This window comes from Flavobacterium sp. (assembly GCF_017985075.1).
Lineage (GTDB): Bacteria > Bacteroidota > Bacteroidia > Flavobacteriales > Flavobacteriaceae > Flavobacterium.
In genome coordinates this window covers 1-13,379 of the sequence record NZ_JAGNYF010000051.1, presented here as the reverse complement: position 1 = coordinate 13,379, position 13,379 = coordinate 1, and the positions used below count along the sequence as shown (strand labels likewise).

Below are 13,379 nucleotides of genomic sequence, written 5' to 3'. Positions count from 1 at the left end.
TTTCCCTTATGTTAGCCCAAAGAAGTTTCTCAGAGCAAATTGATGCTATTGAAATTGAAGAAAATGCCTACGAAGAATGTGTAGATAATTTTGAAAATTCGCCTTGGGCAGACCGATTGTATTGCTATCATGCTGGGTTAGACGAATTTGTAGCTGAATTAGAAGAAATAGAGGAACAATACGACATTATTGTTTCCAATCCGCCCTTTTATTCTGAAGATTATAAGACAGACAACGCATCACGTGATTTGGCTCGTTTTACAGACGCATTGCCTTTTGATGAGTTGATAGAAGCGGCCTATTTGTTATTGTCTGAAAACGGAATCTTTTCTGTAATTATTCCCTATTCTGCGGAAGAAGATTTTATTGCTTTAGCGAAACAATCGTTATTATTTCCGTTAAAAATTACTCGAGTAAAAGGCACCCCAACTTCTGAAATTAAAAGAAGTTTATTGGCATTTACTCGTATAGAACAAACGCCAATAATTGATGAATTAGTGATTGAAACCGCACGTCATCAATATACTTCAGAATATATTGAACTTACCAAAGATTTTTATTTGAAAATGTAAGTTTATTTAGATTTTATCCAATCTAATAAATACATTTTTACCGCATCATCTATTTCATATATTGATGAGTCAGATTTTAGGTTTTTAGAACTTGTTAAATAATGATTTAATGATTCAAAAACTTTAATATCAATATTTTTATTATTTGTTTTTTTTAGAATAGAAGTGTTTGCAATGGGATCTACAAAAATGTCATTGTTTCCAATTAGATAAATTGTTGGAATTGTAATATTTTCATAAACAGGAATGAAATTCTTTTTTAATAATTCTAAGTAAGACGAAAAAGTAATGTACCAACCAAAATCTTTTTTCTTATAACCATATTTTTTCATAGTAGAATAAATCACTTTTTTTAAAGCCATTTCATCTAAAGTAAAATTTTTATCTATAATTTTTGAAATACTATCCATTACCTTGAATTTAGTTTCATTATCACTATATTGAAGGTTTCTTTCTTGTTTATTTTGCCCTGTTTTAATTTGATATTTAAATAATTCTGTAGCTCTTTCTATGGGTGTAGCCAACTGAATTAAAAAATCACATTTCAAACCTTTTTCTATGGCTCCCATTGTTGTTAATCCACCATAACTATGTCCTAAAATTCCAATTTTTTTATTTACGAATTTTTCAGTAGTTATTAATTCATTAAAAATAGAATGAAAGTCATCTGTCATTTCGTTTATCGTATAGGAGTAATTATTAAAAATTCCTTCTGATTTTCCCACACCTCTTTCATCATATCTAAAAACTGCAATATTATTTTTTAATAAAAACTCAGTTAAAATAAAATGAGAGTTTCTTGTGTCTTTACCTGATCCAGGTACAATAAATACTATTTTATCGTAGTTTGTTTTTGGTGTGATTAATGTTCCTGAAAGTTTTATATTGTCTTTCTTTTGTAAAATGGTATAATCATAAAACTCATAATTTTCTCGATTTGAAATTTCTTTCTCATAAAACATAATTTCTTGAGAGAAAAGATTAAAACTCAATAGTAAAAACAGAATAACAGAATTTTTTTTCATTTTATTGGTTTGATTTTTCTTATAAAGTGCTAAACTATATATAAGTATTTCAAAATCTATTTTTTTAACGAGTTCTTAACTTGAAAAAAATATTTAACTTTTGTTTTCTAATAAATCTAACTATTCAATTTACTTTTGTTAAAAAATAATTACTTTTGTCATTCAAATCGATTTATAAAAACATTCACATATGAAACCAGATTTATTTCAATCACCAGATTATTATTTGTTAGACGATTTATTATCAGAAGAGCATAAATTAGTTCGTGATGCAGCAAGAGCTTGGGTAAAAAAAGAAGTTTCTCCTATTATTGAAGACTTTGCTCAACGTGCTGAATTTCCAAAACAAATTGTAAAAGGTTTGGGAGAAATTGGTGGTTTTGGGCCATACATTCCTGTAGAATATGGTGGTGCGGGATTAGACCAAATTTCATATGGTTTAATTATGCAAGAAATTGAAAGAGGCGATTCTGGTGTACGCTCTACTTCTTCTGTACAATCTTCATTGGTAATGTACCCAATTTGGAAATACGGAAACGAAGAACAGAGAATGAAATATTTGCCAAAATTAGCTACTGGAGAATTTATTGGTTGTTTTGGTTTAACAGAACCTGATCACGGTTCAAATCCAGGTGGAATGACATCGAATTTTAAAGATATGGGCGACCATTATCTTTTAAATGGTGCTAAAATGTGGATTTCAAATGCGCCTTTTGCTGATATTGCTGTAGTTTGGGCAAAAAATGAAGAAGGCAGAATTCACGGATTAATTGTAGAAAGAGGTATGGAAGGGTTTACCACTCCAGAAACACATAATAAATGGTCGTTACGTGCTTCGGCTACGGGCGAACTAATTTTTGATAACGTAAAAGTCCCAAAAGAAAATTTATTACCAAATAAATCAGGACTTGGTGCGCCGCTGGGATGTTTAGATTCGGCACGTTACGGAATAGCTTGGGGCGCTATTGGCGCTGCAATGGACTGTTATGATACCGCTTTGCGTTATTCTAAAGAACGTATTCAGTTTGACAAACCAATTGGTGCGACACAATTACAGCAAAAGAAATTGGCAGAAATGATTACAGAAATCACAAAAGCACAATTATTAACGTGGCGATTAGGCGTTTTAAGAAATGAAGGAAGAGCAACAACTGCCCAAATTTCTATGGCGAAAAGAAACAACGTGGATATGGCTTTAACGATTGCTCGTGATGCACGTCAAATGTTAGGAGGAATGGGAATTACTGGCGAATATTCTATTATGCGTCATATGATGAATTTAGAGTCTGTTGTAACATATGAAGGTACACACGACATACATTTATTGATTACAGGAATGGATGTTACTGGTTTTCCAGCTTTCAAATAAGGCATTTTTAGATTAAACAATAAATAAAATTGATATAAAATGCTTCTCTATTTGGAGAAGCATTTTTACTTTTGTATCCGAAAGAAATACACTTAAATTTTTAACATTTTTAAAATGAATACAAATTCGATAAAAACCAAAATTGAACCGTTAAGACAAGAGTTGTTAAATCACCCTTTGTATGCAAAAATTCATACTATTGAGGATTTACATGTTTTTTTAACGCATCATGTGTATGCGGTTTGGGATTTTATGTCGTTGTTAAAAGGGTTACAAATTCATTTAACTTCGGTTTCTATACCATGGACGGCTTCACCAAATCCAGAGTTGCGCTATTTGATTAATGAGATTGTGGTAGCAGAAGAATCAGATTTGGCGTTAGATGGTTCACGACAAAGTCATTTTGAAATGTATTTAGATGCTATGAAAGAATGCGGCGCTACTACACAACCCGTTTTAGATTTTTTAGAACAAGTAGCGACTACTAAAAATGTTTTTGTTGCGATAAAAAATTCGCATTTACCTGCAGAAGTTAAGGACTTTTTACATTTTACATTTACTGTAATTGAAACAGGCCAACCTCATAAAATAGCTTCGGCATTTACATTTGGTCGTGAAGATTTAATTCCGAATATGTTTACTGAAATAGTTAAAAGTTTTCAGAAAAACTTCCCAGAAACAAATGTATCTAAGTTAATTTATTATTTTGAAAGACACATTGAGTTGGACGCTGATGAACACGGCCCAATGGCAATGAAAATGATTGATTACTTATGCGGAGATGATATTAAAAAATGGCAAGAAGTAGCACAAGTTGCCCAAGAGTCGCTTGAAAAAAGAATAGGATTGTGGAACGCTATTGAACGTTTAGTAGTTACTGAATTGGTTTAATTTATACAGAATAAAAAAAGGGGTCTAAATTTAGACCCCTTTTTAATTTGTATTTTTTTCTTATTCTTTTATCAATTTCTTACTCACAGAAATCGCATCTGAATTGGTGATTTTTACAATGTAAATTCCTTTAGCTAAGTTAGAAATATTTATTTCTTTGTTTGCTACACAATTATTTTCGGTTTGAATTAATTGTCCTGTTAACGAATAAATCTCTACTTTTTTAGCATCTACAGAAATTTGAAATGCATTCGTACTTGGATTTGGATATAGCTCCACTTTAGACATTACTTCAAAACTTTCATTAGATAATGCTGTAGAAACTTGATTTCCAAAAATTCTATATTCTCCCGGCCCTAATGTAATTTGCATATTTGTTGCGGTTACATTTGTAGTAGTAGTATCCATTAAATTATACCAAGTTCCTGTATAAGGAAAATCTGCAGTAATACTTTGTGCCGCTACTGAATAGTTAGCTAAAACAACTACATTTTTTAATTGTGTTGCAGGCAAAGCATTATCATAAATATATATTCTTTGTTTGGTGTTATTTCCATTTATACTTATAGAATAATCACCGTTAAAAACAGGATCGTTTTTTTTCATTTTTATAAATTTAGCATAATCGGAATAAATGGTACTTCTTGGTGAAGTTGTTAACCAGTTTTCTACCCATTGTGGTTGTTGTTTTGTGGATAATTTACAATCACCAGGCGTGGCATCACTTTCGCTATTAACAGTTCCATTTTCACAAGCATAAATAGAATCGTCCATACCTAATTCTTGAAAATGCCAAATCATTTTTGGACCAGGAATTAATAGACTAGTGGCGCCTACAGTAGACATTCTGTTTAAGGTATTATTTAAATTTCCGCTTACAGGAGCAGTTCCTGCACCGTTTCCAAAGGTAAACGCTTGATACATTAGACGGTCTTTATCATGACTTTCAGAATATCCAATTAAGCGCTTTCCTGTAAAACCTCTACTCAAGTGTCCCATTCTAGTAATGTCACCATTTGTAGCATATCCAGAAGTCAATTGTTTATATGGTTCGTATAATTCTCCCCACATCATAATTCCTTTTCCTTCAGATAATCTGTAATTTGCCCATTGTTGTTCTTCAAAATCAGATCCTAAATGTTCAAAAATATTATAAAAGTCGGGGTCTAAATTCCAAGTGTAATCCGCATAATCTTTTAATATAGCTACTCTATCTGCTTGGTAATTATTAGTACACGTTTGATCACCAGACGTACAATTTTGAGTAAATCCTTTGGTTAAATCCCATCGAAAACCATCAATTTTAAATTCAGTTATCCAATGTTTAATTGTTTTTTTTACGTATTCTTTCGTATGAACAGACGCATGATTAAAATCCTCACCAACACTATAACTGTGTTTTGCAACGGTATTAAAATAAGGATTTTCTGTACTTGGGCTTCCCCAACCATCTCCATCAGGATCATTCATCCACATTCTTATCATAGGATTTCTTCCAAATGCATGGTTGAAAGCAATGTCTAATATTACGGCTATTCCGTTTTGATGACATAAATCGACTAACTCTTTAAATTTATTTTTTGTTCCATAAAATTTATCCAAAGCCATATGAAAAGCCGTATTATAGCCCCAACTTTCATTTCCTTCAAATTCCATTATTGGCATCAACTCAATTGCGTTAATTCCTAAATTTTTGAAATACTCAATTTTATCAATCACATCCTGATAATTTCTATCTGAATCAAAATCTCTAATTAATAGTTCGTAAATTACTAATTTATCTTTGTTTGGTTTTGTGAAGCTAGTGTTTTGCCAGTTATAAGCAATTTGACCAGTTTGTAATACAGTAACTTCTCTGTCTTGTCCGTTTGGATAGGCTAGCAAGTTTGGGTATGTTCCTGACGGAATCCATGGATCGTCGTATGAAGATAATACTAAAGTAGAGCAGGGATCTGCTGTTTTCACAATACTTGGTGAATTTGCAATTGGTGTTGTATCTACTACCCAATATTGATATAAATATTCTGTTCCTGAATTTAAATTATTCAATTCTAACCAAAATTTCCCATTTGTAGGGTCTTTTTTCATAGCATAACTTAATGTAGGCTGCCAGTTATTAAAAGAACCCGCTACGTAAACAAAATCTTTTCCTGGGGCTTCTAAAACCAATGTGGCTTTTGTAGCATCTGTAACATTATAATTTATTCCTATTTCTAATCCATTAGGTAATGCTTGTGACAATATCCCAGGATTAATAATAGCACTAAATTTTTTATTATATGTTGTTCCGTTTTGAGTTATTTGTAATTCGTAATTTTTATTGGCTGTAATATTTGTATCGTTATAAGAATAAGTTGACCCTATTGAAGTGTTTATGCTAATTCCGTTTGCTAATAAATTATAAGTAGCATTTCCATTAGTATTATTTGCTGTAATTAGCAAGTTTTGACCTGAGTTTAATAGCGTAGTGCTATTTTCGTTCGGAGCAGTTAAGTTTGCTTGATAAGCGCCTACATTTAATTGTAAATCTGTAGTTTGTTGGGTTCCTGTAGCACTTCTAAAAACAATATTTATTTTCGAAATAGTACCACTAGTAACGGAGTAAAAATTTTGTAAAGTTGGAGTTAAATCTAATTTATAAATATTTCCTGAAACAAGAGTTAAAGCTGGTTGGTTTGTATTTCCCCAATTACTAATTACATTTTGCCAAGCAGTTCCATTTAGTGTTACGCCTGTATGTGCATATATTGTTCCTGTATATGAAGCTAAACCTGTTCCTGTTTTGTCAAAAAGTATTGTACCTGCTTGATTGGCTTCTGGAGTAATACCTCCTTGCCAAGAAACTTGCGAAAATGTGTTACAGCTTATAAATAGCAGTAATAAAATATAGATTTTTCTCATAATAATATGTAAAAAAAGGGCTGTTTTAACAGCCCTTAGTTATATTTGTTTTTTATTATTGTATTGAATACGTGTAAGCTCTTGGGTTGCTTAAGTCTAAGACTACAGAGTAAGTACCCCCAGTAGCAATAGTTAAGTCAGGACCACCATAATTCATCGAACCGTCTTGATCACTATCACCACCTAAGTTAATAGCCCAATCGTTATTAGCTCTAAATTTGAACGCACCTGCAGTCAATGTAACTGTTCCTTCCCATTTTTTTGTAGTTGAGTTGTAAGTTAAAGCTGTACTATTATCCCAACCTCCTGGAGTTGCAGCACCTACAATACCCCAATTTGTTAATGTTTCACTATATGTTAATGTAGTTGTATTGGCTTGAACTCTGTAGTATCCAGGTGTAGCTGTACAGTCAGATTCTCCAGTTACTGCTAAAATACCAGCAAAAGAACCATTGTCACCCCAGTCTGTGTTACCCCAGTTATAATTTCCTGCTGTGTCTGGTCCTACAAATTTATGACCTCCGTTTAAATATACATATCCTTCATAATCTGTTAATCCAAAACCTGAAGCCGCAATTCTTGGAGCTGTACTTGGATTCCAACCTTGGTGGTTTCCTGGTACTGCTAATTTTGGTAGTTCAGTAGTATATGGTGTAACTAAATAAGTAATTTTACTTGAATATTTAGTCATTTCAGCATTAGTACCAATAGTTGCTTTGATACGAATATCAACTCCACCTTGAGTATATGGTGTTAAACCAGCATCAACAACCGCTCCGTTTAATTCTTCTACTGTTACAGAAGCAAAAGTGTTGTTAGTTGATGTGATGTCTGTTACATCTGCAAAATTTGATCCAGCTAAAGAAACCTGCACCGTATAATCGATTGCAGTTGGAGTTCCAAAACTGGCTGCTTCCCAAGTTAAACCTAATGCTGGATTAGTTGGATAATCTGGATTTAAAACTACACTACTACCTGAAGTTGGTGAAGTAATTCTAAAATCACCTGCTTCGTTTACATAAGCTAAGTTGCTTTCGTCTTCACAAGAAGTCATTGCTAATGCAACAAATACTGTTAAAATTGATTTAAATATATTTTTCATAATTATTTAGTTTTATTTATTAATAACCTGTGTTTTGTGTTAAGTTTGGATTTGCAGATAAACTTGCAGATGGAATAGGGAATACATTAAAGTGAGCTGGTAAAGCAATTCCATTTGAACCGTTACCTTTCCATGCCCAGTTGTAGCTACCTCCAGCATATTTGTTAAAACGTACTAAATCTTGTCTTCTGTGTCCTTCCCAATGCAATTCTCTTGCACGTTCATCTAAGATAAAATCTAAAGTTAAATCAGTTGATGAGATATTTGCTGAAGTACCGTTGTTAGCGCGTTCTCTTAAATCATTTACATAAGTAACTGCTTGAGAAATAGTTGCGTTTCCAGCACCTCTTTTTGCACATTCAGCATACATTAAATACACATCTGCTAAACGGAATAAAGGAAAATCAGTATCAACAAAACCTTGGTTTACACCTGCAGCACCTGTAGAAGTTTTATTAGAATATTTAGCTAATACAAACCCTTGATCTCTATCTGCAATAGTTGAAATATCAATTGGTCTAGCTCCAGAAATGATTGTTTTTCTTTCGTCCGAATTAAATGATGATCCGTTGAATTTTTGAACAAATTGTTTTCTCAAACGTAAAGCACCACCCCAGCCACCTGAGCCAACACCCATAGCAGAACCATTTTGTTCAATTGAACCTACTTGGCCATTAATCATTACTGTTGTAGGACCGTAGTTTTGAGTTACGTTTCCATCAGATTGTAATGAAAAAATCATTTCAGTTGAAGTATGATTATCTGCAGTAAAGTTATGTAAGTAGTTCGCTTCTAGAGTATAACCACCACCAATAACATTATTACACATGGTTACACATTGATCATATTTGTTTTGTCCAATATACACTTCAGCATTTAAATACATTTTAGCTAAAATCATCCATGCGAATGCTTTGTCTACTCTTCCGTATTCATTAGTTCTTGGTGCTTTTAAGTTTGGAACAATAGCATTCAATTCACTTTCGATAAAAGTAAATAATTGTTGTCTATTATATTCTGGACCAGCTTGACCTACAATATCATTTTCAGTATTAAAAGCTGCTTTTCCAAACATATCCATTAAGTGGTAGTAAGCTAATGCTCTTACCGCTCTTGCTTCGTTTCTGTAATCAGCAATATTAGCTAAAAGTTGAGAATTAGTAACACCACGATTACTTAATTTTTCAGAAGTTGTTTGTCTTAAATACTCATTACAAAAAGCAACTTGTGCCATTGATCTTGCAAACATACCTAAAACTATAACATTGTTTGAAGTCCAAGTATTTCTTTGGATTTCAGCAACACCTGGGTCATTTTCATAACTCCATATAACTTCATCAGTACTTAAGTTTTGTAAGTACCATAAACAACGGCCATATTGGCTTGTACCCGCATCTAATCCTTCAATATTAGAAGAACCAGCTCCTGTTAATCCAGTTAAAGATAAATTAGAATATACGCCTGCAATTCCTTGTCTGTATGATTCAGGTGTACTAAAAAACGCTTCCGTTAAAAAGATGTCATCATCTTCTGGAATTACATTTAAGTCATCTGTACAAGAAGAAAATAGCATAGTTATTCCAAAGAATGCTATTAATTTTGTTTTAAAATTTTTCATATTAATTATTTTAAAATTTAACATTTACACCCAACAAAAATTGTTCTTGTCTTGGATAAATAGTGTTATCAATTCCTCCAAATACTTCAGGATCTAACCCCGAATATTTTGTGAATAGTAAAAAGTTAGGATTTTGTAATCCAGCTGTAAATCTAATAGTAGATTTTCTTGTAGCTGTTTGTGGGAATGTGTATCCTAAAGTAATATTATCTACTCTTAAAAATGAAGCATCTTCTATATAGTAATCAGAAAAAATTACATTATTTCCTGAGCTTGTAAAGTTGCTATCAAATGTAGAACTTGGAACGTTAGCAATTGTACCTCCAACATCACTTAGTAAAGTAGTGTAAGCATTTGCAGAATTCACGTTATTATAATTTTTATTTCCTAAACTAGCTCTCATATTGAAAGATAAATCAACATTTTTGTAACTCATACTAGATTGAAAACCTAATAAGGCAGCAGGGTCTGGATTATTAAAAATATATCTGTCATTTTCATTTACTATGTTATCTCCATTAATGTCAGCAAAAGCACCTTCAATTGGAGTACCATCTAAATTATATAATTGGTTGTAAACATAAAATGAATTTGGTGTCCAACCTTCGCTTAAAATTTGAATTTTACCACCTGTTCCTCCGCCAATATTTCCATCAAATACATTGTTTCCTGAAGGCAAGTTTTTAATTCTTCTTTCGTATGTAGATGCATTAAAGTTTACATTCCATTTGAAATTTGTATCTCTAAAAATATCTGCATTTACATTAAATTCAATACCTTTAGTTGTAAAACTACCAACGTTTTGTGGTCCTTGATTCGAGAAGTTAGAACCATCAGCAAATGGAGCATTTTTAAATAATAAATCTTCTGATAATTTATAAAACACATCTACACTTCCTGAAATTCTATTGTTCCAGAATCCGTAGTCAATACCTGCATTATAATTTGTAGTTTGTTCCCATTTTAATTGGTCATTAAAAGCTAATGGAGAACCTACTATAATTGGTGTGTTTCCGAAAGTATATTGAGAATCTGAATTACTAGTTTGATATCTTGGAATAAAGAAATCATTTACAAATAAATCTTGTTGTCCAGTAACACCCCAACCTGCACGTAATTTCAAGTCAGAAATTAAGTTGCTTTCTTTAAAGAAATCTTTGTTTACTTTCCATGCAAAAGAGGCTCCTGGGAAGTTACCATATTTTTTGGATGGTGGAAATCTTGAAGACCCATCTTTTCTGTATGATAACGAGATAATATATTTATCACTCCAAGTAAAGTTAGTTCTTCCAAAGAAACCTAATAATACTAAATCTGGCGCCTTATAAGTGTCTTCGTTTCTATTAGGGTTGAAGCTATTTCCAGAATTATATCTAGTTTGTTCAAATTTTTGATATGAATAACCTGCCGTAGCATCTAAATCCAATTTACCGAATTTTTTTGCATAGTTTAAATAACCATCAAATAATTTGTTTGTTAAGTTGGAAGAGTAAGACTCGTTAGTTCCTAATTTATTTGATTGAACTGTACCATCTAATATGCTAAATGCTACTGCAGAGTTTGCATATGTAGTATTTGTACCATTTCCTTCAGATTGATCCATACCTACATTCACTACCGCTCTTAATTCTGGTAAAAAGTGAAATTTGTAGTCTACTTGAACATTTCCAAAAAATCTATTCACATTTGATAAACTACTATTTAATAATATGTTACCTACTGGGTTTCTTGTTCCTCCTGATGCTAATTGATTAGTTGTAGTATTTGGTGCTAAAAACTCCGTATAACCACCCCAAGCAGAATTACCACTTAATACAGGTTTTGTAGGATCCATTCTTAAAGCGGCACCAATTGGTTTTACAGCAAATTTGTTTTTCTCATTAGAGTAATTTGCATTCACATTTACTTTTAAGTGATTGTCTAAAAAACTTGGGCTTAAAGCTAAACCGAAGTTTGTTCTGTTAAACTTGTCTGTTAAAACCAATCCTTCTTGATACGTATTACTTGCAGTTACTCTAGTAGGAATCATGTTAAATAAACTTCCTCCTAAATTAATAGTATTCACTACGTAATCAGTTTTTTTGTAAATTTCATCTTGCCAATCTGTATTTGAAAGAATTCTACCTTCAATTACCCCAGGTGTTGCTAAATTGTCTGTCAAAGTCGAATTTGGATCATCAATTCCTAATTGATTTGTTAAATTAGGAAATTTTGATTCTATTGCATTCACAAATTCAGCAGCGTTTAAAACATCAATTTTTCTTTTGTTTTGTCCTGAACCGTATTGAAAATTATATTCAACACTTAACTTTTTACTTCCTTTTTTAGTTGTAATTAAGATTACACCATTTGAAGCTCTTGCTCCATAAATTGCAGTTGATGCCGCATCTTTTAATACAGTCATAGACTCAATTGTGGTTGGGTCAATTGTGGCTAAAAAGTTTCTTGAACCTGAAGGAGTACCATCTGATGAATTTTGCAATGGCAATCCATCAATAACAATTAAAGGTTCGTTATTAGCTGATAATGAAGCTCCTCCTCTAATTCTAATAGTAGAACTAGAACCTGGGTCACCACCAGTTGAAATTTGCACCCCAGCAACTCTACCATTTAATAAATTTTCAACAGTTGGCGTAGCACCTTTGTTAAAATCTTTAGCAGAAATTTGAGTTACAGCGCCAGTAGCGTCTTTTTTCTTAACCTTACCGTAACCTACTACAACTACCTCTTCGATTCCTTGTCCGTCTTGTTGTAAAGAAACTGAAATGTTTTGTTGATTAGTGTAAGCAATGGTTTCTGTTTTGAATCCCAAAAATGAGAAAGAAACATTGTCTCCTGATTTTACATTTTTTAAGGTAAATGTACCATCAGAATTTGTGAATGTTCCATTTGTTGTCCCAGTAATTGCTACTGAAACGCCAGACATAGCTTGATTGCTAGATGCGTCTGTTACTTTACCTGATAAGGTGTTTTGAGCCAAAACACTTAAAGGTAAAACGAGCATAAAAAACAGTAATTTTTTTAGCATTGTTTTCATACATTTTGTTTAAATTAATAGTCAGTTTTTTGCTTATATATTCACTTCAAAGGTTAAATTTATGTAAAATTTTCATTAATCAAAATCTATCAATATATAAAGTGCCACGAAAACGTTTTCGTGTTGAAAACTTTATTATTATCGTATCTTTTTTACTGAAAATGAATAGGATAAATAATTTTTTTCGCATAAAAATTCCACATTCGTAATTTCGAAAATAAACGCCACTTTTCTACTTAAAATAAAAGAAGTATCTTGTAGCCGAAAATCGAATTTAATTCAAAATTATAATGAGAAGAAAAGTAACCTTAAAGCAAATTGCAAAAGAGCTTGATATTTCTATTTCAACCGTTTCAAAATCATTAAGAGACAGTCACGAAATCAGTGAAGAAACGAGATTAAAAGTGAAAGCATTTGCTAAATTATATAATTATAAGCCTAATAATATTGCGTTAAGTTTAAAAAACAAGAAAACAAAAACCATAGGAATTATTATTCCTGAAATTGTACATCATTTCTTTGCCACAGTTATCAGTGGAATAGAACACGTAGCGAATGAATTTGGTTATAATGTTATTGTTACACTTTCAGACGAGTCTTTTGATAAAGAAGTGATTAATCTTGAAATGTTGGCTAGCGGAAGTACGGATGGCTTTATCATGTCGCTTTCTAAAGAAACGCAACTAAAAAAAGATTTTCACCATTTAGAAGAAGTTATTAACCAAGGGATGCCAGTAGTACTTTTTGACCGCGTTACAAATGATGTTTTTTGCGATAAAGTAATTATTGATGATCAATTGGCGGCGTATAATGCTACTGAATTTTTTATCACAAACAAATATAAAAACATAGCTTTAATAACTA

9 protein-coding genes are annotated in these 13,379 nt (G+C 31.9%); 4 read left to right on the top strand and 5 right to left on the bottom strand.

The genetic code is table 11. From position 1 onward, the window contains the following. Window positions 1-572: methyltransferase (locus KA468_RS08860; RefSeq protein WP_291242586.1), on the top strand; the 572-nt coding region annotated here is incomplete at its 5' end. Between the two features lie 2 nt (window positions 573-574). Here the strand turns inward: KA468_RS08860 and KA468_RS08855 are convergent. Then, window positions 575-1,597: an alpha/beta fold hydrolase gene (locus KA468_RS08855; RefSeq protein WP_291242585.1), complete on the bottom strand. Its 1,023-nt coding sequence runs from the start codon at window positions 1,595-1,597 to the stop codon at window positions 575-577. Window positions 1,598-1,787: 190 nt separating this feature from the next. Here KA468_RS08855 and KA468_RS08850 point away from each other — a divergent pair, with 190 nt between their 5' ends. Then, window positions 1,788-2,966, top strand: a complete 1,179-nt coding sequence (locus KA468_RS08850) for an acyl-CoA dehydrogenase family protein (RefSeq protein WP_291242584.1) — start codon at window positions 1,788-1,790, stop codon at window positions 2,964-2,966. A gap of 114 nt (window positions 2,967-3,080) precedes the next feature. Further along, window positions 3,081-3,857 carry a DUF3050 domain-containing protein gene (locus tag KA468_RS08845; RefSeq protein WP_291242583.1) on the top strand — a complete coding sequence of 259 codons (777 nt, stop codon included), beginning with the start codon at window positions 3,081-3,083 and terminating at the stop codon, window positions 3,855-3,857. A 60-nt stretch (window positions 3,858-3,917) separates the two neighbouring features. Here the strand turns inward: KA468_RS08845 and KA468_RS08840 are convergent, their stop codons facing one another. Genes KA468_RS08840 through KA468_RS08825 form a run of 4 tightly spaced genes read right to left on the bottom strand, consistent with a single transcriptional unit; the run spans window position 3,918 to window position 12,515 of the window. Further along, window positions 3,918-6,758 (bottom strand): alpha-amylase family glycosyl hydrolase, encoded by a 2,841-nt coding sequence (locus tag KA468_RS08840; RefSeq protein ID WP_291242582.1) that lies wholly within the window; start codon window positions 6,756-6,758, stop codon window positions 3,918-3,920. A gap of 55 nt (window positions 6,759-6,813) precedes the next feature. Further along, window positions 6,814-7,860, bottom strand: coding sequence for a SusE domain-containing protein (locus KA468_RS08835; protein ID WP_291242581.1), 1,047 nt, complete (start codon window positions 7,858-7,860; stop codon window positions 6,814-6,816). 19 nt (window positions 7,861-7,879) lie between these two features. Continuing rightward, window positions 7,880-9,478, bottom strand: a complete 1,599-nt coding sequence (locus KA468_RS08830; RefSeq protein ID WP_291242580.1) for a RagB/SusD family nutrient uptake outer membrane protein — start codon at window positions 9,476-9,478, stop codon at window positions 7,880-7,882. Between the two features lie 10 nt (window positions 9,479-9,488). Next, window positions 9,489-12,515, bottom strand: coding sequence for a SusC/RagA family TonB-linked outer membrane protein (locus KA468_RS08825; RefSeq protein ID WP_291242579.1), 3,027 nt, complete (start codon window positions 12,513-12,515; stop codon window positions 9,489-9,491). 290 nt (window positions 12,516-12,805) lie between these two features. On the opposite strand from KA468_RS08825, the gene KA468_RS08820 reads away from it, so the two are divergent. Continuing rightward, a partial coding sequence (locus KA468_RS08820; RefSeq protein ID WP_291242578.1) for a LacI family DNA-binding transcriptional regulator occupies window positions 12,806-13,379 on the top strand: 574 nt, incomplete at its 3' end.

Excerpts from the sequence above, each read along its gene's own strand:
- KA468_RS08855 (WP_291242585.1), bottom strand. The coding sequence starts at position 1,597 with ATGAAAAAAAATTCTGTTATTCTGTTTTTACTATTGAGTTTTAATCTT.
- KA468_RS08850 (WP_291242584.1), top strand. The coding sequence starts at position 1,788 with ATGAAACCAGATTTATTTCAATCACCAGATTATTATTTGTTAGACGAT.
- KA468_RS08845 (WP_291242583.1), top strand. The coding sequence starts at position 3,081 with ATGAATACAAATTCGATAAAAACCAAAATTGAACCGTTAAGACAAGAG.
- KA468_RS08840 (WP_291242582.1), bottom strand. The coding sequence starts at position 6,758 with ATGAGAAAAATCTATATTTTATTACTGCTATTTATAAGCTGTAACACA.
- KA468_RS08835 (WP_291242581.1), bottom strand. The coding sequence starts at position 7,860 with ATGAAAAATATATTTAAATCAATTTTAACAGTATTTGTTGCATTAGCA.
- KA468_RS08830 (WP_291242580.1), bottom strand. The coding sequence starts at position 9,478 with ATGAAAAATTTTAAAACAAAATTAATAGCATTCTTTGGAATAACTATG.
- KA468_RS08825 (WP_291242579.1), bottom strand. The coding sequence starts at position 12,515 with ATGAAAACAATGCTAAAAAAATTACTGTTTTTTATGCTCGTTTTACCT.